Here is an 18,461-nt window from a genome sequence, read left to right as displayed (position 1 = left end):
TAGGCTTACAACAGCTGCATCTGCAGGTCGTCGTGCATTCGGAATAACCATGCAACCAACTCTCCACGCTAGCGTCCTTGAGCATGCTCAACGGATTTCTGAGCTGCGCTCTATCTCTTTCTCTGAAGCTGTAAATCGCTTAGCGGAAGTGCGCCCCTACTACTTGCAGAGTCTTCCTTTGTTCACCAAGTGGAGGGAAAGGCGCCCACCGTTTGCGGTTACTTCTCACTTAGTGCGCACTCTAAATTCGGAAGCTAAAAAGCTACGAAAACAGTCAAATATCCAGCTCGCGGCAGCGTTGGATGCTGCCGCGTTTCATGCTGGATTTCACGACTGGAAGCACGTAATAAAGATGGCGAACGCCTACGAGCTAACAGTAGAGACGCCCGTCAAATCTGGTTTCGCCTTTGCCATGTGGTATCCGCAAAATCCGTGGGATAAAAAAAAGTGGAATCCGAGAATTTTAGAGTCATCTGGGTTCGTACATGACCCAAGATTATTCTTTTCTACCGCGGAAGATCTAAAAAACTCTTACAGCAACGAAGACGCAGATGGTGGCTTCTATGTTCTTGGCCACCCTGTGACGAAAGAAAATGGTTCGGTTGGAATGAGAACAAGGACTGAGGCTTATTTGGAAGAATTACGGGCAGATGTTTACGTTGAGAATAACCTTCCCGGACTACACTTCTTTCGGTATACCGGCATGGCTATTCCAGCTACGCTCGATGAAGCGCGAACCTTGCTGGAAGATGCATTAGGACCGGTGAGGTGGAATATTAGAGAGCCGAGCTTTCCACCTGAACCGGTATCCCTAAGCGTCGCGATAGAAATGATGATGAGCAAGGAGCCAAACCCAGATCGACCGCCCACGTTGCCGCCGATTGGCGACAAATCGAATATTAGCCTCCACACCCCGATCGTTCATTACGTCTGGCTCAAGGGAGAATTTGTGGAGCTTGACGATTACTACTTCTAATTTTGCGGCAAGAATATCGAGAGGTTATATGTCCACATATCACTATCAATGTCAGTACTGTTTATGCACTACAAACCTGTGGTCAACGGAGGATGGATCAGACGCATTCTACGGCGGTGCGATTGAGGACTGCGGCTGCCAACAATCGGCCCACCCTGCTTACGAGGATGATGACGATTAAGTGTGGGCCCTAAAGAAGTAACATAGTGTTGTATGCCGCCACCACCTCAATGGCTTTTTAAGCTGTGGCGGCCTATTCTAATGTTTGATCACGCGATCGGTTGAATCGAAGATCATCCAAATGCCCTCTCTCCCGCAATTACATCTTTGCTTGGCAAACACGGCAATAAGCCTTTCCTCCGAATCTGGATTTATTGTTCCAACAAAATTTGGCCACAACCGTTGCTATCGAGCTTTTGCAATTCGCACAAAAATATTCCGTTTCTTCTTTTCTTTTTAATACCGTTGAAGCAGTGCTAGTCTTCTGCTCAGCATACGCCGGTTCGACTTGCTCCTTACTGAGCAGTGCCGACCCCAGGTCAAACCTTTTAATGTAATCAACGCGGTTAGGCTTGTGCAATGAAAGCAGTTTTTCACCAAGATTTTTAATCGTATCACTAGAGCATATTTTAAGAATTCCCACCGTATCTTTCAGCGTCAACCCGTCCATTTTTTTATGGTACCAAGAAAAAAACTGATCGAGTTTTATGATCGACGCGTCCGAGCTAGCTAGTTTGGGGCGATTTATAATCGCTTTTGGCGAAACGAGAACTACTGAATTGAATGAAGGCTGCAACGTGATACCAAGCCGCTTGGGCAGGCCGATTTCTTTAAATGCGTCTTTGAGTACAGATATGTGACGTGCATTTTGCTCTACCGGAGAAGGAATACCCATTTCTTTCCCTTCATAAAAAGTCGAGAACTCCCCCCTATCATTGATTGACAATCCAGTGCTAAACGTCTTTGTTTCAAGAACGAAAACTTCAAACGCTCGATTCATCAACAAATGATCGATCTGAGCAACGCGACCGCCAATTTCAAGGCGAAGATCGTGAATGACGAATAGATTTTTGCTAGGCGCAGCATAGAAATCTATTTCGAACGCTGCCTGTCTTTCGGTTGCAATACCAACCGATAGATTCCGCACCTCCCTTTCGATTAGTTGCCTCTTTTCAGCGGGCACACGTTCGTGAGAAAGCAGGTTCTGAAGTATTGCGATCTGCGACTCTTTGTCGTCTGCGCTTTTGATGAGCATGTTTACCTGAGCTAAGTGCAAGTACAATATTGCATTGTATCAACGCTCGCTTGATGTGTGGCAGGTTGGGAAGTTTTTGTGGCGGAAAGTCACAAATGGCACCACAACAGCTTTTCGAAACCCAGGTGGGGTCGAAAATGTGATGGTGACTAACCCCTTGATTTGAACGGTTTTTTGGTCTACAGGGGGTTTCGCGCGGGGGGAACGCGCATGAACAGTGGTTGTTCTTGATATAAAGGGGCATGGGAAGCTTCTGCTCTACCATTGAGCTACACCCGCGTTGCCAGCATTCTACGCGCGTTTGCGAACGTTTGACAAATTCCCAAGCGAAGTACGCGCATGCTGCTCGTTAGCCATGCGCGCAGCATCACATCATTCGGGCGACTCCACCTCATACCCCTTCGCCACCAGCGCCGCGATCACGCCTTTAGGATCAAAAATATCGTCCATCGACAACAGCGCAAAGGTCGATGCATTGGCAGCAAGTGCCTTCTCGGCCGACGCGATCCATTTCGCATGCGAGCGCGCCTTCACGTTCTTCCATTCAGGCTCCGTATCGAGCGCGGCGCTGTTCATCAGCGCGCCGAAACACGCCTCCTCGCGTTCGGCGTAGTTCAGCTTGCGCATCTCATCCACGTCGCCCTTGGCCCAGGCATTGGCGCGTGCTGTTGCGCCGTCGAGATCCTGCTTCAGCGTGGCCATCGTCGTCCTCAAGCAGGCGGCGTCAGCCAGATTCGACTTCTTGAAGTTCTTGATCAACGCGCGCGCATTGTCCGTCGGTAGTTCAACCTCCGTCGACGTCTGTTTCAGCTCACTCTTCTTGATCAGCGCGAGCAGCTGCTTGCGCACCGCATAGCCGTTCACCAGGCCCGCTTCCTTGCGCGCCGCTTCCGTTAACGCCTGCGCGGCAAAGATCGGCCGCTCGCGTTCGACGTCGCTGTTCTCGGGCAGGTAGGTTGCCTTGAGCGTGCTCCACTGCGCGTAGTCTTCCTGCGGCAGAACATCACGCAGCTGCGCGCCATCCGGATTCTTGCGCACGCCGATCAGGCTTGGCAGCAGCGTGACCATTCTGAAAAAGCCCGGCTTGGCTGTGGCGCCTGGTGGTGCCAGGTACTCCTGCGAATGCTTGATGACGTTTTCTACCTGCTGCGAGCGCCACGTCATGTTCTTTGGCAGCGGCGCGTAGGTGCCAAACACCCACAGCACATGATCGCCCTTCTTCACCTTCCACATGCCGGGGCCGGGCCGTTGGGCGACGACGTGGATCTGTTCAGGCGCAGGTTCGACCGCGTCCGTGGTGACAACAGCAGCAGGCGGAGCACCGGCCCCGTCAAGCGACTGTGCCCATCCAGGGGCAGCCAGCAACGACAAGCACAGTGCGGGAACGACGAGTGGGCGCATGAAGAGATCCTGTTGTGAAAGTAGCCAGAAGCGTGCGCCGATTATGAGGCGGCCATCGCGGCGATCACAAGGACTTTCGAATGCATACGCAAGGCGCAGTGTGCGGATAAGTAAGCCTGGGACGGGTGCCCGCCGGGCCTCCGCACGCGTCACGATATCGCGACGTGGATCAGTTCTCGCCAGACTGCTCAAGCAGCGACTGCGCCACACGCAAGCCCTCGACCATCACGGCAAACGCTTCGTGCTTGGTTGCCTCGTCCGGCACGCGCAGCACGTACGACGGATGATAGATCGTCACGACCCACGCGTCGCCATGGCGCACCGGTTGGCCGAGACTGTCCCTGAGCGTCACGTTCCCCTTCTGCAGCACCGATTTCAGCGCAGTCGCGCCCATCGCCACGATCACCTTCGGCTTGCGGGTGGCGATTTCCTTTTCGAGCCAGTAGTGGCAGGCCTCAATCTCTTTCTGCGCCGGCGTCTTGTGCAGGCGTCGCTTGCCGCGCGGCTCCCACTTGAAATGTTTGACGGCGTTGGTGATGTACACGCCCTGGCGGTCCACCTCCGCCTGCGCAAACACGCGATCGAGCAGCTGGCCGGCCGGGCCGATGAACGGCTGGCCTGACAGGTCCTCCTGGTCGCCCGGCTGCTCGCCGACAAGCATGATCTGCGCGTGGTCCGGCCCGATCCCGCCGACGGCCTGCGTCGCGTGCTGCCACAGTTCGCAGCGCCGGCATTCATCGAGCTTTGATGGCTGTTCGCGGTCAGGCTGGGCTTTCTCGGCCGCGATCGGGATCGTCGTGCCGCGGCGCTGCCCCACCTCGGCGACCTGGCCGATGCGGCGCGCGCCCAGGCCGGCCTGGCTGACCATCGACGGCACCAGCGCGCCCTCGGGCAGGTTCTTCCAGAAGCGCGACGGCACATGGCTTTGCATGACCTTCGTGTTCAGGCGCGCTGGGTTGAAGATGCTGCGGTAGTAGGTCAGCCAGAGCGCCTCGCCGTCGTCTTCGAGATCGGCGGGGCCGGACATCAACGGCCCCGCGTCGTGCAGCGTGGCGCCGTCCCACAGCACGCTGGCCTCGGGCGTGGCGATCATCCAGGTCATCTTGCCCATGCGGGCAACGAAATGCTCGGCCACCTGCGGCAGCACGTCGTGCGCGGGTTCGAACCAGGCGACGAACTGCGGCGGCCCGGCCTCGATCGGCCGCTCGCGAAAGCGGATATACGCGAACATGTCGTGCACCTCACGCCGCACGGCCTTGACCATCGACGTCAGCCGCGCGCCATCGGGATCGGCGGGCGACTGCACATCATGCTCGCCCTGCTGCCAGCGCCAGACCACGCGGTACAGGAAAGCCCAGCGATCGTGGTCGCGGTAGCAGGCGGCGGTTTGCAGCATCTCCATCAGGGAGCGCGGTACTTGCGGCCTGGGCGTGGCTTGCGCCACCCGTTCGGCAGGCGGGGCCGCGAGAAGGTCGCCAGTCGGTTGCACCGTCTCCAGGGCCGATGCCGGCGCTGCCGGCGCGCTCGAAAACAAATCGGCGCCCGGCTCGCCCCACGTCACCGTCTCGGGCGGCACGCCTGCGCGCAACAGGGCGCGGGCCGTGGCGCGCCACTCGACGAACGAGGCCACCAGCAGCGGCTGCCCTGCGCGGACCGCGGCGACGGCTTCGCTGGCGACGACGGCTGCGGTGGCCGCAGGGGTCATGCTGCCTGCAGCTCCGGCCACAGGTTCATCTGCTGCGGCGCGTCGGCCATGTGCTTGCGCAGCAGGTCGGAGCTGGTCGCGCCCTGCGCCGGCTTGTAGTCGGCGGTGATGACGAACGGTGCCAGCTTTTTCAGGCTGCAGCGCAGCCGCGATAAATCTTCCCAGCGGATGCGGCGAATGCGGCGCAGGTCGGCGATGCGCTTGGCGTTGCGCAGGCCGATGCCGGGGATGCGCGCGATCAGCGTCGCATCGACGCGGTTCAGGTCCATCGGAAACTGGTCACGGTTCGACAGCGCCCAGGCCAGCTTGGGATCGATGTCCAGCGCCAGATTGCCCGTCTGCGGCATGATCTCGCCGGCCGTGAAGCCGTAACTGCGCAGCAGGAAATCGGCCTGGTACAGGCGGTGTTCGCGCAGCAGCGGCGGTGGCGCGAGCGGCACGCTCTTGGGGCTTTGCGGGATGGGGCTGAACGCGGAGTAGTACACGCGCTTGAGTTTATAGCTGCCGTACAGCGTCTCGGCGGTGTTGAGGATCGTGTGGTCGTCGCTGGCGTCGGCCCCGACGATCATCTGCGTGCTCTGGCCGGCCGGCGCGAAGGCGGGCGACCTTGGCTCTTCGGCTTTTTCATCAAGCTTGCGCCGGATGGAGCCCATCGCCAGTTTGATGGTGTGCACGCTCTTTTCGGGCGCGAGCCTGGTCACGCTGTCGTGCGTCGGCAGCTCGATGTTGACCGACAGGCGATCGGCCCAGCGGCCCGCTTCAGTGATCAACAGCGGGTCGGCATCGGGAATCGTCTTGAGGTGGATGTAGCCGCGGAAGTTGTGCACCTCGCGCAAGGTGCGCGCCACGGCCACCAGTTGCTCCATCGTGTAGTCGGCCGACTGGATGATGCCGGAACTGAGGAACAGGCCGTCGATGTAGTTGCGCAGGTAAAAATCCTGCGTCAGCTTGACTACTTCGTCGACCGCAAAGCGGGCGCGCGGCACGTTCGACGTGCGCCGGTTGATGCAGTACTGGCAGTCGTAGATGCAGAAATTGGTGAGCAGGATCTTGAGCAGCGAGACGCAGCGGCCGTCGGGCGTGTAGCTGTGGCAGATGCCCATGCCGGTGGTGGCGCCCAGGCCGTCCTTGCCCTCGGAGCCGCGCTTGGGCGCACCGCTGCTGGCGCAGGATGCGTCGTACTTGGCCGCGTCGGCCAGGATTTCGAGCTTGTCGTTGAGTTCCATCGGACGCCCGTGGCTGTATGGGCATACAGTATAGCGTGGCGTGTCATGACAGAGGGTGGGGCAGCGCACCCGTGCGGGGGTGGCGCCGGTTCAAAGACGGGACGTTAGTTATGCGTGCAGCAAGCTTTCGGCCTGCGATAACTGCTGCGCATCCATGCGGCGCGCGGTGCGGGCCAGGTAGTCGCGTGCCGGCCCGATCCCGGCGCCTCCCGCCCGATGCAGCCACGCATAGGCTTCAACTAAGTCGCGCGGCGCGCCCTGCCCCGCCGCATACATCACGCCCAGGTTGAACTGGGCCCGCGCGTGGCCCTGGCGCGCCGCGCACAGGTACCAGAAATGGGCTGCTTCGTAATCCTTGTCCGCGCCCTTGGCGCAGTCGTAGCGCAGCCCTAGCTCGAACTGCGCCAGCGCGTGCTTCTGGTCTGCCGCCTTGTGCAGCCAGTCGGTGGCTTCGGCCGGATCGCCCAGATCGAGCCGGTCGAGCAGCGTGGCCACCATGTACTGCGCCGCCGCGTAACCCTGGGCTGCGGCGCGCCGGTACCACCCGAGTGCCTGTACGCTGTCCTGCGCCGCGCCGATGCCGTTTTCGTGGCGCAGGCCCAGGTCGAACTGCGCGCGCAGGTGACCCTGCTCGGCGGCCTTGCGGTACCACGCCGTGGCTTCCACCGCATCGCGCTCGACGCCGTTGCCCGTGTCGAGGAGCTGCCCGAGGTGGTACTGCGCGACCGGCAAGCCCTGCTCCGCTGCACGGCGGTACCAGACGGCCGCCTGCGCCGCATCCTGCACCACGCCCTGGCCGTGCTCGTGGCGCATGCCCAGGCTGTCCTGCGCGCCTGCGTGGCCCTGCTGCGCGGCGCGCCGGTACCAGATCGCGGCTAGCGCGTCGTCCTGCGGCACGCCGTGGCCGGTGTCGTACATCAGCGCCAGATTGAACTGCGAGCTGGCATGGCCCTGGATGCCCGCGCGGCCGTACCACAGCATCGCCTGTTCGCCGTCCGCTTCCACGTCCTGGCCCTTGTCGTAGCGCAGGCCGAGATTGAACTGGGCCGGCGCGTAGCCCTGCAGCGCAGCCTTTCGCATCCAGCCGAGCGCCTGCGCCGGATCGCGCGCGACGCCCTGGCCGCTGTCGTAGCGCAGGCCCACGCTGTACTGCGAACGGGCGTAACCCTGGCTGGCGGCGCGCCGGTACCAGTCCAGGGCCGCATCGTGGTCCTGCGCCACGCCCTTGCCGGTGTCGTACATCATCCCGAGATTGTGCTGGGCGCCCGGCTCGCCCTGTTCTGCGGCGAGGCGGAACCAGTGCAGCGCGCGGCCCACGTCCTGCGCCACGCCCTGCCCCTTGGCGTACAGCCAGCCCAGGTTGTACTGGGCCAGCGCGTAGCCCTGGCTGGCGGCGCGCTCGTACCAGTGGGCGGCCAGCATGAAGTCCTGCGGCACGCCCTGGCCCTTCTGCAGCATCACGCCGAGGTTGTACTGAGCCTGCGCCAGATTGGCCGTGGCCGCGCGCCGGTACCAGCTCACCGCCAGTTCGTCGCTTTGCGCCACGCCCTGGCCGTTCACGTACATGAAGCCCAGGCTGTGCTGGGCCTCGGCCACGCCACGCTCGGCCAGGCCTTTCACACGCAGGAATTCGGCGCTGTACAACGACGTGTCGGGCATGCCCACTCAGGCCAGCACGGCGCGCAGGTTCGATCCGGGCCGGGTGCGCAGCGCCACCATGAAGTCGCCCAGCGAAATCGGGCGGTAGAACAGATAACCCTGCATCGTCATGCAGCCGTTGGCGCGCAGGTAGCGCGCCTGTTCTTCGGTCTCGACGCCTTCGGCGATCAGGTTCAGGCCCAGGCCGCGCGCGATCGAGATGATCGCCAGGATCACCGGATAGTGGCCGTCTTCCTCGTGGATCTCCTTGACGAACGACTGGTCGATCTTGATGGTGTGGATCGGGAAGCGGTGCAGGTACGACAGCGACGAGTAGCCGGTGCCGAAGTCGTCGATCGCGATCGACACGCCCAGCTCGCACAGTTTGTTGAGCTGCTCGATCGCGTACTGCGGGTTGCGGATGCAGATGTTCTCGGTGATCTCGACTTCGATCTGCTGCGGCGAGATCGCGTAGCGCGCCAGTGCGCCGCGCATCTTTTCAAAGAAATCGCCGCGATCCAGGTATTGCGGCGACAGGTTCAGCGAGAGCCGGATGTCGCTGCCGCCAACGGCGTTCCAGCGCAGCATGTCGCGGCACAGCGCGCCGATCATCCAGTCCGAGATCGGCAGCATCAGGCCGTTTTCTTCGGCGAATGGCAAAAATTCGCCGGCCGACAAGCGCCCGCGCGTTGGATGGTTCCAGCGCATCAGCGCCTCCGCGCCCGTGATGTTGCCGGTCATGGCGTCGATCTGCGGCTGGTAGAACATCTCCAGCTCGTCGTGCTCGAGCGCGCGGCGCAGCGCCTGTTCCAGCGCGATCTTCTGGTGCGACACTTCGAGCATCGAGTCGTGATAGAAGCTGTGGCCGTTCTTACCCAGCGCTTTCACCTGGTACATCGCGATGTCGGCGTGGCGCAGCAGTTCGTCGATCGATTCGCCGTCCTTCGGATAGATCGCGATGCCGATCGAGGCCGAGATGTGCACTTCGTGGCCATCGAGGTCGAACGGCAGCTGCAGGCAGGCCAGGAATTTATCGGCGACCATGCGCGCGTCTTCGTGGCTGACCAGTTCTGGCAAGACGATGGTGAATTCGTCGCCGCCCTGGCGCGCCAGCGTGTCGCCCTTGCGCAGGCATTCCTTCAGGCGGCTGGCCGCCTGCTGCAGCAATTCGTCGCCCTTGACGTGGCCGAGCGTGTCGTTCACCAGCTTGAAGCGATCGAGGTCGATGAACATCACCGCGAGTTCGGTCTGCTTGCGCTTGGCCTGGATCACGGCCAGGCCCAGGCGGTCCTTGAACAGGATGCGGTTTGGCAGGTCGGTCAGGATGTCGTGGTAGGCCTGATAGGCGATGACTTCTTCGGCGCGCTTGCGGTCGGTGATGTCGCGCGCCACGCCGTAGGTGCCGAAGAACTCGAGCTTCTTTACTTCCTGGTCCGGCACGTGCATGCCGATCGCGTTCAGCGAAATCGTCATCAGCGTCGTGTTGAACGTGCGGTCGCTGCTGGTGTTGCCATTCCCGCCCCGGCACTTCAGGCGCAGTTCGACGTTGCGCGATGCGCGTTCGTCGATGCGGCGTTCGTTGAACACGTAGCGCGCGCGTTCCAGGTCTTCTTCGTGCACGACGATCGAGTAATGCTTGCCGATCAGCTCTTCGCGCGTGTAGCCGAGCAGCTGGTAGGCGCGGTCATTGACGAACGTGAAGCGGCCTTCGTGATTGAGCGTATAGATGATGTCCGGCGACGAGTCGACCAGGTAGCGGTACATCTTCTCGGAGTTCTCGAGCTGGTTCGCGATGCGTGCGTTTTCCAGCGCCAGGCGCCGGCGTCCCAGTGCGTTGCTGACGGTCGAGAGCAGCTCTTCGCGGCTGTACGGTTTGCGCAGGTAGCTGTAGGCGCCGCGCTTGAGCGCGCCGATCGCGGCGTCGATGCCCACCTCGCCGCTCATCACGATCACGTCGGCGTCGATGCCCTTGTCGTTGATGAAGTCCATGATCTCGTGGCCGCCGATATCGGGCAGGCGCAGGTCGAGCAGGACCAGGTCGAAGCGCTGGCGCGACAGCTGCGCCAGCGCCTCGGTGCCGGATGGCGCGGTCACGAGGCGGTAGCCACGCCCCTGCAGCAATTCGTACAGCGACGCCAGCAGACGGGGTTCATCGTCGACCAGCAGCAGGCGTGGCTGGCTGTCGGCGTCAAGTGTCGGGGAAAACGGGGATGGTTCACCAGGGAGCATGGTGGCAGGGTGCGCGTGCATGGTGAGGGTCAGGCGGAACCGAGCGCGCGCGCCGGCAGCGCGAGCGCCGTGCCAGCGCCGGTGTACGCCGGCAGGAGTATTTCAAACGAGGTACCGGAACTGGCGCTGCGGCAGGCGATATGCCCGCCCATCTTCTTGACCAGGCCATGGACGATCGACAAGCCCAGGCCGCGCTTGCCGCCATCGGGCGCGCCTTCCTTGCTGCTCTTGACGGGCATGAACAGGTTGGCCAGCACCTCGCGCGACAGGCCCGGGCCGTTGTCACTCACGCCCAGCTCCACGTACAGGTGGCGCTCGCGGTTGACGTGGCCGCGGTTGACGACCTCGATCCGGCCGCCGCTCTTGTGCTGCGGCCCGAATGCTTCGACCGCGTTCTTGACCAGGTTCACCAGGATCTGCTTGAGCACATCGGGGTCGCCCTCGATCGCGCTGTCGCCGTCCATGTGCGCCACGATCTGCACGCCGCCCGGCACGAAGCCGCTGGTGCGGAACAGGCGCAGCACATCGTCGACGACGCGGGCGGCATCGACCGGCCGCGGACCGGTCTCCGGCACCTGCGGTTCAGCCAGGGAGCCGATCAACTGGCCCACGCGGTCGATCTCTTCGTTCAGGATCGACAGCTCGCCGCCCACCGGTTCCTGGCGTGCCAGCTTGCCGTCCAGGATGCTCAGGTAATTCTTGATGATCGCCAGCGGGTTGTTCACTTCGTGCACCACGCGGCGCGACGCGTCGCGGAATTCTTCGGCCACGTTGGCCAGCTGGCGCCGTGCGTGACCACGTTCGAGCAGCAGGTTCTCGAGAGCGCCGGCGGCCTGCGCGCCGAAGGCCTGCATGAACCGCTCGCGGCGCTGGCAATGCGGCAGCTGCCAGGCCGGCACGCCGCCAACCAGCACGCCCAGGCAGCGCGCGCCGGCCACCAGCGGGACCACCACCAGGCTGTCGGTGCCCAGGATGCGCAGCAGCTGCTCTTCGGCCAGACCAAGCTGCTGGCGTTCACCGCCCACAAACGCGGGGCGGCGTTCCAGCGCGCTGCGCGCCACGGGACCGCCCTTGGCCAGCGACACCGAAAAATCGGCGATGCGCGCCACGCCCGGCGCCGGGGCGCCCGACAACAGGTGGCCGGTGGGGTTCTCGAGCAGCACGACGGCGCTTTCGAAATCGAACAGGATGCGGGCGGTGCGCGTCATCGCGTCGAGCAGGCCCGACTCGCCCTGCTGGCGCGCCAGGGTCTGGCCGACTTCGGACACCAGCACCATATTGCGCACTTCTTCATTCAGGCGCTTTTGCACCGGGTCGACCGCCGGCGGCGGCGCATAGGCCGATGGCTGCGGAATGTCGTCGGCGCCTGCCAGATCGATGCCCAGATGCGCGGCGGCCTGCTCGACCTGGCGCGCGGCGCCATCCATCAGGTGCGCCGTGCGCACGGCGTCGATCCCGCACAGCGCGCAGGCGTCGAGCACCATCGCCTCGTCGTGCGCGTGGCAGGTCAGCACATGCGCCAGGCGCACGATGCGGATCAGGGGATGGCTGCCTTCCAGGCGGTCGCCCGGCTCGTGGTGGTACAGCACCGCGTCGGCCAGGAACGAATCGAGCTGCCAGCGTTCGATCAGCCAGGCGCCTGCTTCGGCGTGGGTGATCTGGAGGGTGCGCTGCTCGACCGCGCACAGGTCTTCGTCATCGAGCGCGGTGAAGTTGAATGCGTATTCCTTGGGCGCGGCGGCCAGCAGCGCCAGGCGGCCGACATTGTGCAGCAGGCCCGCCAGATAAGCTTCTTCGGGATGCACGTAGTCGAGCATGCGCGCTGCATCGCGCGCGATCACGGCGGCGGTCAGGGAGTTTTTCCAGAACGCGCGCAGGTCGATGCTGCCGGCATGCGGGAAGCTGTTGAAGGTCTGGAATACCGAATCGCTGATCACCAACGTCTTGATCATGTCGGTGCCCAGCGCCACCAGCGACTGTTCGAGATTCGCGCTGCGCGTGCTGCGGTGGTAGGCGGAGCTGTTGGCGACGGCCAGCAGCTTGGCCGTCATGCCGGCGTCCTTCGCAATCAGCGCGGCGAGTTCCGGCATGCCGAGATCGTCGGCCTGCAGGTGCTCGATCAGCTTGACCAGGATCTGCGGCATGGCCGGCAGCCGGGCGATCAGCAAGCGATTGCGAATATCCTGATCGGATAGGAGCATATTATCAAGCACGGCCGCCACTTGTCGAAGGGTTCTGGTAGGTGGCGATCGCGCCCGAACAGGCATGCCACGTCGCCCTGCACTTCAGTGCATGGAACAGGCGAGAGGTTTGCCCACTGCTCCAGGAGATAAAAACGTATCGTAACATATATACATTTCTGATCAGGAACAATAGTTACGGGAATACTCGTTGCAATGGGCGTGCCTGGGGCGTAAACACGGGCACGCTCTAAAACTTGTTGTAACGATACGACTGTTTCCTCGATTCACACTCATCCGATGCAACGTCAGGGCGTCGCTTCGCCCCGGGCGCGCAGCTTGCGGCGATGGCGTCGCGCGGTATCCCAGCACAAGAGCGACAACAGCACGAAGAATGCCTGGCCGAGCGCCAGCGCCAGCACCGAATGCGACAGCGCCGGCGCGACGGCGCCGGCCACGACCGCGCCGAGCAGCGTCAGAATGAACGACTGGCACGACGCCACCGTGCCACGGATGCGCGGGAACAGGTCGAGCGCCAGCAGCGTCGCGCCAGGCGCGATCAGCGAACTGCCAAAGGTGAAGAAGAACATCGGCGCCACGGTCCACGGCAGGGCCGGCGGAAGGAACGCATGGTAGATCACGTTGAAGGTCACGGCGCCCAGCATGAAGAAAAAGCCCATGCGGATCTGGCGCGCAAAATCCATCTTGCCGGCCAGCCGGTTGGCAACGAGCGAACCAAAGAAAATGCCGCTCACGGTCGGCACGAACAGCCACGCGAATTGGGACGGGCCCAGGCCCAGGCTTTCGGGCAGCATGACGGGCGCCGCGGCGATGTACAAAAACAGGCCGGCGAAGTTCAGCGCCGTCACGCCGGCCATCGTCAGAAACAGGAACGAGCTGAAGATGGCGCCGTAGCTCTGCGCCAAAAAACGCGGATTGAACGGCTGGCGCTCGGTCGGGGGCACCGTCTCGGGCAGGTGCTTCCAGCAGAACCAGAACAGCAGTACGGTGTAGACGGATAGCGCCAGAAAGATCGCGCGCCAGTCGAGCAGCGTGACGATCCAGCCGCCCACCACCGGCGCGATGGCCGGGGCGATCGAGAAGATCATCGTGACCATCGACAGCAGACGCGCCGCCGCCGTATCCGAATACAGGTCGCGGATGATCGCGCGCCCCACCACCACGCCGGCCCCGGCCGACACGCCCTGCAGCACGCGAAACACCCACAGGTATTCCACCGACGACGCCGAGGCGCAGCCGAAGCTGCCAATGGCGAATACCACCAGCGCCACCAGGATCACGTTGCGGCGCCCGAACGCATCGGACAGCGCGCCATGCCACAGCACCATGACGGCAAAGGCCAGCATATAGGCGGTGAGGGTTTGCTGGACCTGCAGCGGCGTGGCGGCAAGCTGGGCCTGTATCTGCGGGAAGGCCGGCAGGTAGGCGTCGATCGAGAATGGCCCCAGCATCGACAGCGCTGCCAGCAGCGTTGCCAGCCCGCCTGCCGAGAGCATCGCGATCTTGTGCGGCGGCGGCGGCGGCACGGGGGTGACGGGGTCCTTAGGCAGATCGGATGGTTCTGGCAGCATCGGGCGGTTCCGGGTCAGTCCTGCTTTGGTTTGGCTTCCTCGCGGCGGTTGAAGCCCGCCACCATGTCGAAACGGAACAGGCGGCATTCGAGCGCGCCATTGAAGAACGGGGTCTTGCGCGACTCTTTCAGGCGCAGCATCTTCGGCAGGCCCAGGTCGGCCGTGAACAGATAGGCGGTCCAGCCGGCAAAGCGCTGCTTGAGCGTCGTGGAAAACGCGGCGTAGAAGCCGGCCGCCATGTCGTCCTGCGGCACGGTGCTGTCGCCGCGCACGCCGATCCGCTCGCCGTACGGCGGGTTGGTGAGCAGGATGCCCGGCTCGGTCGTCGGCGCCGACACGTGCTGCGCTTCGATCTGCTTGAGCGGCACGTCGAACAGGATGCCGGCGATCTTCAGGTTATGGCGCGTCATTTCGACCATGTCGCCCGAGATGTCCGAGCCGAAGATGGTCGGCTCCTGCGGCAGCACGTTCGGCTTGACCGCCGCTTTCATCGCGGCCCAGGCCTGGCGGTCGTGGTCGGCAAATTTTTCGAAGGCGAAGCTGCGGCGCGCGCCGGATGGAATCCCTTGCAGCATCTGGGCGGCTTCGACGAGGATCGTGCCCGAACCGCACATCGGGTCGAACAGCGGCACGCCTGGCTTCCAGCCCGAGACGCGCAGCAGGCCCGCAGCGAGATTCTCGCGCAGCGGCGCGTCGCCGGTTTCTTCACGCCAGCCGCGCTTGAACAGCGCTTCGCCCGAGGTGTCGAGGTAGACGATGAAATTGCGGGCGTCGAGGAAGCCGACGATGCGCATGTCGGGTTCGCGCGTGTTGACCGACGGGCGCTTGTCGTACTGGTCGCGGAAGCGGTCGCAGATGGCGTCCTTGATCTTGAGCGTGGTGAATTCGAGGCTGCGCAGCGGCGACTTGACGGCCGTGACGTCGACGCGGATCGTGTGATCGGGGCCGAACCAGTCTTCCCAGGTTTGCTCGAGCACCAGGTCGTAGATGTCGTTTTCGGTGGTGTAGCTGCGCTGGGCCATGCGCATCAGCACACGCGAGGCGATGCGCGAATGCAGGTTGAGCAGCCAGGCGTCCTGCATCGTTCCCGAGCAGTGCACGCCGCCCGGTACCTGGTTGTGCACCTTCAGCGTGGTGCTTTGTGCGGCGATTTCGCCGATTTCTTCGGCCAGTGCCGCTTCCATGCCGCGTGGGCATGGGCAAAAATAGGAAGCCATGAGGGGTACCCTTTGTCCGTTGATGATTCTGTGGAGATAACGCGTCAACCTTGAAGCTGGATGACCGTGAATTGTTTAAACCGCAAACTTCAAAACCGTCATTCCCGCGTAGGCGGGAATCCAAGTCATTAGCGCAGCCACAAGAGCATGCTTTTGGCTATGCAAGCACCTTGGATTCCCGCCTTCGCGGGAATGACGTTTGTCGGGCGCGGGCCGATGCAAGGCCCGCATCCTGCCCTGCTTAGAACGGCTTGACGGTCACCAGGATGACAATCGCCAGCATCAGCACGACCGGCACTTCATTGAACCAGCGATACCACTTGTGGCTGCGCGTATTGACGCCACGCTCGAATTTCTTGAGGATGCCGCCGCACATATGATGGTAGCCGATGGTCAGGAACACGAGCAGCAGCTTGGCATGCAGCCAGCCGCCCTGGATGCCGTAACCCATCCACAACCACGCGCCCAGCAGCACCGCCGGCACCGACAGGATCATCGAGAAGCGGTACAGCCGGCGCGCCATGCCCAGCAGGCGGTCACGCGCCGCAGGGTTGGTTTCCTCGGCCAGGTTGACGAACAGGCGCGGCAGGTAGAACAGGCCGGCGAACCAGGATGCAATGAAGACGATGTGCAGTGCTTTGATCCAGAGGTACATGCTTTCCTTGTGGTGAACGTTGAATTCAGTTGCGGACTTCGCCGTGCCCGAACACGACATACTTGAGCGACGTGAGGCCTTCCAGACCCACCGGCCCGCGTGCGTGCAGCTTGTCGTTCGAGATGCCGATCTCGGCGCCCAGGCCATATTCGAAACCATCGGCAAAGCGCGTCGACGCATTGATCATGACCGACGCCGAGTCGACTTCGCGCAAGAAACGCATGGCGCCGCTATGGTCTTCGGTGATGATCGATTCGGTGTGCTTCGACGAATACGCGTCGATATGGTCCATCGCCTCGTCGATGCCGGCTACCACCTTGATCGCCAGGATCGGGGCCAGGTATTCGGTCGACCAGTCTTCTTCCGTCGCCGCCACCAGATGCGGATAACCGGCCAGGATCGCGAACGCTTCCGGATCGGCGCGCAGCTCGACGTCCTTGGTCGCATACAGTTCGGCCAGGCGCGGCAGCACGGTCGGCGCGATGCCGCGCGCAACCAGCAGCGTTTCCATCGTGTTGCAGGTGCCGTAGCGGTGGCACTTGGCGTTGAATGCGATGGCCAGCGCCTTGTCGATATCGGCCTTGTCGTCGATGTAGACGTGGCAGATGCCATCGAGGTGCTTGATCATCGGAACCGTGGCTTCGGCCATCAGGCGCGCAATCAACCCCTTGCCGCCGCGCGGGACGATCACGTCCACGTACTGCGGCATCGTGATCAGCGCGCCGACGGCGGCGCGGTCGACCGTGTCGACCACCTGCACTGCCGCCTGCGGCAGGCCGGCGCCCACCAGGCCTTCGGCCACCAGCGTGGCCAGCGCGCGGTTGCAGTGGATCGCTTCCGAGCCACCGCGCAGGATCGCGGCATTGCCGCTCTTGATGCACAGGCCCGCCGCATCGACCGTCACGTTCGGGCGTGCTTCGTAGATGATGCCGATCACGCCCAGCGGCACGCGCATCTGGCCGACCTGGATGCCGCTCGGGCGTACCTTCATGTTCGAGATTTCGCCGACCGGATCGGGCAAGGCGACGATCTGGCGCAGGCCGGCGACCATCGTCGCGATCGCGGCGCTTGACAACGCCAGGCGGTCCATCAGTGCCGGTGCCAGGCCTGCCGCCTGGGCGGCCTCCAGGTCACGGGCATTGGCGGCGCGCAGCAGGTCGGCATCGCGCTCGATCGCATCGGCGATCAGGCTCAGGGCGCGGTTGCGGGTGGCGGTGTCGGCGCGTGCCATGGCGCGCGCGGCGGCGCGGGCCTGCTGGCCCAGCTGGTGCATGTGTGCGGTGATGTCCATCGTGTTTTCCATTGCATTAACCTGGCGCGCGCAAGGCGGTGCTGTCCAGCGGCGTCGAGCTAATGCTCTACTGCGGAAGGCTTACCGCGCCACCCGCAACGCCAGCTGCAACATCGCATCCCACGCGTCGCCCGCAAATTGTTTGGCGCGCAGACCCTTGACCATGCGGTCGACCTGCGCCGCTTGTTGCAGCGCCGCTTCGAGCGTCGCAAGCGACACGCGGCGCAGCGCCGGCTCCATCATCCGCTCGCGCGGCCCCCAGATCCGGTATTCCTTGAGCAGGGCATTCAGTGGCCTGCCCTGACTCATCCCGCTCTTCAATTTTAGCAGCGTGCGGATTTCCTCGGCCACCGCCCACAAGACCAGCGGCAGCGCCTCGCCTTCGCCCTTCAAGCCTTCGAGCATGCGCACCAGGCGCGCCGTGTCGCCCGTCAGCATCGCCTCGGATAGCTTGAACACGTCGTAGCGCGCCACGTTCAGCACCGCGTCATGCACCTGCTCGAACGTCAGCTTGCCCGGCTCGTGCAGCAGGCCGAGCTTTTGAATCTCCTGGTGCGCCGCCAGCAGATTGCCTTCGACGCGGTCGGCGATGAAGTCCAGGCTCTGGCGCTCGGCGCTCTGGCCCTGGCTTGCTAACCGGTTGCCGATCCAGGCCGGGAGCTGCGCGCGCTCGATGTTCGGGATGTCGATGTAGACCGCGGCCTGCTGCAGCGCCGTGACCCACGACGCCTTGGCCGTCTGCCAGTCAAGCTTGGGCAGCGTGATCAGGGTCAGGTTGTCGGGGCTGAGGTCTTTCGCATACGCCTGCAGTGCGGCGCTGCCATCCTTGCCCGGTTTGCCTGTCGGGATGCGCAGCTCGATCAGCTTCTTGTCGCCGAACAGCGACAGCGCCTGGTTCGCTGCCAGCAGCTCGCCCCATTTAAAAGTGCGCTCCACACTGAGCACATCGCGCTCGGTGTAGCCCTGCGCGCGCGCCGCCTTGCGGATGCGGTCGGCCGCTTCCAGCGCCAGCAGATGCTCGTCGCTGGCGATCACGTACAGCTGCGCCAGGTTCTTGGCCAGATGGCCGTCGAGCGCTTCGAGCCGCAGTTGCATC

The 18,461-nt window shown here is 63.1% G+C and carries 13 protein-coding genes; 1 reads left to right on the top strand and 12 read right to left on the bottom strand.

The window, feature by feature from the left end:
- The first annotated feature begins 49 nt into the window (after positions 1-49).
- Positions 50-976 carry a hypothetical protein gene (locus HD842_RS17605; RefSeq protein ID WP_183556060.1) on the top strand — a complete coding sequence of 309 codons (927 nt, stop codon included), beginning with the start codon at positions 50-52 and terminating at the stop codon, positions 974-976.
- Positions 977-1,295: 319 nt separating this feature from the next.
- Here HD842_RS17605 and HD842_RS17600 read toward each other — a convergent pair whose 3' ends face one another.
- The 12 genes from HD842_RS17600 to holA form a co-directional block, all read right to left on the bottom strand.
- A complete protein-coding gene (locus HD842_RS17600; RefSeq protein ID WP_183556059.1) occupies positions 1,296-2,231 on the bottom strand; it encodes a nuclease-related domain-containing protein in 936 nt (311 codons plus the stop codon).
- A 372-nt stretch (positions 2,232-2,603) separates the two neighbouring features.
- Positions 2,604-3,632, bottom strand: a complete 1,029-nt coding sequence (locus tag HD842_RS17595; RefSeq protein ID WP_183556058.1) for a TraB/GumN family protein — start codon at positions 3,630-3,632, stop codon at positions 2,604-2,606.
- Positions 3,633-3,801: 169 nt separating this feature from the next.
- Entirely contained in the window at positions 3,802-5,337 is a 1,536-nt protein-coding gene (locus tag HD842_RS17590) for a UdgX family uracil-DNA binding protein (protein ID WP_183556057.1), read from the bottom strand.
- Entirely contained in the window at positions 5,334-6,563 is a 1,230-nt protein-coding gene (locus tag HD842_RS17585; RefSeq protein WP_183556056.1) for a putative DNA modification/repair radical SAM protein, read from the bottom strand. The genes HD842_RS17590 and HD842_RS17585 overlap by 4 nt, the downstream gene beginning before the upstream one ends.
- 108 nt (positions 6,564-6,671) lie before the next feature.
- Entirely contained in the window at positions 6,672-8,222 is a 1,551-nt protein-coding gene (locus HD842_RS17580; protein WP_183556055.1) for an SEL1-like repeat protein, read from the bottom strand.
- Positions 8,223-8,228: 6 nt separating this feature from the next.
- Positions 8,229-10,451, bottom strand: coding sequence for a putative bifunctional diguanylate cyclase/phosphodiesterase (locus tag HD842_RS17575; protein ID WP_183556054.1), 2,223 nt, complete (start codon positions 10,449-10,451; stop codon positions 8,229-8,231).
- An 8-nt stretch (positions 10,452-10,459) separates the two neighbouring features.
- Positions 10,460-12,631 (bottom strand): HDOD domain-containing protein, encoded by a 2,172-nt coding sequence (locus HD842_RS17570; protein WP_183556053.1) that lies wholly within the window; start codon positions 12,629-12,631, stop codon positions 10,460-10,462.
- Positions 12,632-12,918: 287 nt separating this feature from the next.
- The gene (locus HD842_RS17565; RefSeq protein ID WP_183556052.1) at positions 12,919-14,202 is read right to left on the bottom strand and encodes a multidrug effflux MFS transporter; all 1,284 of its coding nucleotides are present in this window, start codon (positions 14,200-14,202) and stop codon (positions 12,919-12,921) included.
- Between the two features lie 14 nt (positions 14,203-14,216).
- Positions 14,217-15,419, bottom strand: a complete 1,203-nt coding sequence (locus tag HD842_RS17560) for a THUMP domain-containing class I SAM-dependent RNA methyltransferase (RefSeq protein WP_379730857.1) — start codon at positions 15,417-15,419, stop codon at positions 14,217-14,219.
- Positions 15,420-15,660: 241 nt separating this feature from the next.
- Entirely contained in the window at positions 15,661-16,074 is a 414-nt protein-coding gene (locus HD842_RS17555) for a CopD family protein (protein WP_183556051.1), read from the bottom strand.
- Positions 16,075-16,099: 25 nt separating this feature from the next.
- Positions 16,100-17,365 (bottom strand): glutamate-5-semialdehyde dehydrogenase, encoded by a 1,266-nt coding sequence (locus HD842_RS17550; RefSeq protein ID WP_183556050.1) that lies wholly within the window; start codon positions 17,363-17,365, stop codon positions 16,100-16,102.
- An 81-nt stretch (positions 17,366-17,446) separates the two neighbouring features.
- On the bottom strand, positions 17,447-18,460 hold the full coding sequence (gene holA, locus HD842_RS17545) for a DNA polymerase III subunit delta (RefSeq protein WP_183556049.1): 1,014 nt from the start codon (positions 18,458-18,460) through the stop codon (positions 17,447-17,449).
- Between the last annotated feature and the right edge of the window lies 1 nt (position 18,461).

Source organism: Massilia aurea (genome assembly GCF_014200505.1).
In the GTDB taxonomy this organism is placed as follows: domain Bacteria; phylum Pseudomonadota; class Gammaproteobacteria; order Burkholderiales; family Burkholderiaceae_D; genus Telluria; species Telluria aurea_B.
The sequence above is the reverse complement of the archived record's forward strand: the minus strand, read 5'-3'. Positions and strand labels throughout refer to the sequence as shown.

What these genes read in the sequence shown, in the direction of transcription:
- HD842_RS17570 (WP_183556053.1), bottom strand. Translation starts at nt 12,631, where the DNA reads ATGCTCCTATCCGATCAGGATATTCGCAATCGCTTGCTGATCGCCCGG.
- HD842_RS17600 (WP_183556059.1), bottom strand. Translation starts at nt 2,231, where the DNA reads ATGCTCATCAAAAGCGCAGACGACAAAGAGTCGCAGATCGCAATACTT.
- HD842_RS17550 (WP_183556050.1), bottom strand. Translation starts at nt 17,365, where the DNA reads ATGGACATCACCGCACACATGCACCAGCTGGGCCAGCAGGCCCGCGCC.
- HD842_RS17580 (WP_183556055.1), bottom strand. Translation starts at nt 8,222, where the DNA reads ATGCCCGACACGTCGTTGTACAGCGCCGAATTCCTGCGTGTGAAAGGC.
- HD842_RS17575 (WP_183556054.1), bottom strand. Translation starts at nt 10,451, where the DNA reads ATGCACGCGCACCCTGCCACCATGCTCCCTGGTGAACCATCCCCGTTT.
- holA (WP_183556049.1), bottom strand. Translation starts at nt 18,460, where the DNA reads ATGCAACTGCGGCTCGAAGCGCTCGACGGCCATCTGGCCAAGAACCTG.
- HD842_RS17560 (WP_379730857.1), bottom strand. Translation starts at nt 15,419, where the DNA reads ATGGCTTCCTATTTTTGCCCATGCCCACGCGGCATGGAAGCGGCACTG.
- HD842_RS17590 (WP_183556057.1), bottom strand. Translation starts at nt 5,337, where the DNA reads ATGACCCCTGCGGCCACCGCAGCCGTCGTCGCCAGCGAAGCCGTCGCC.
- HD842_RS17565 (WP_183556052.1), bottom strand. Translation starts at nt 14,202, where the DNA reads ATGCTGCCAGAACCATCCGATCTGCCTAAGGACCCCGTCACCCCCGTG.
- HD842_RS17595 (WP_183556058.1), bottom strand. Translation starts at nt 3,632, where the DNA reads ATGCGCCCACTCGTCGTTCCCGCACTGTGCTTGTCGTTGCTGGCTGCC.
- HD842_RS17555 (WP_183556051.1), bottom strand. Translation starts at nt 16,074, where the DNA reads ATGTACCTCTGGATCAAAGCACTGCACATCGTCTTCATTGCATCCTGG.
- HD842_RS17605 (WP_183556060.1), top strand. Translation starts at nt 50, where the DNA reads ATGCAACCAACTCTCCACGCTAGCGTCCTTGAGCATGCTCAACGGATT.
- HD842_RS17585 (WP_183556056.1), bottom strand. Translation starts at nt 6,563, where the DNA reads ATGGAACTCAACGACAAGCTCGAAATCCTGGCCGACGCGGCCAAGTAC.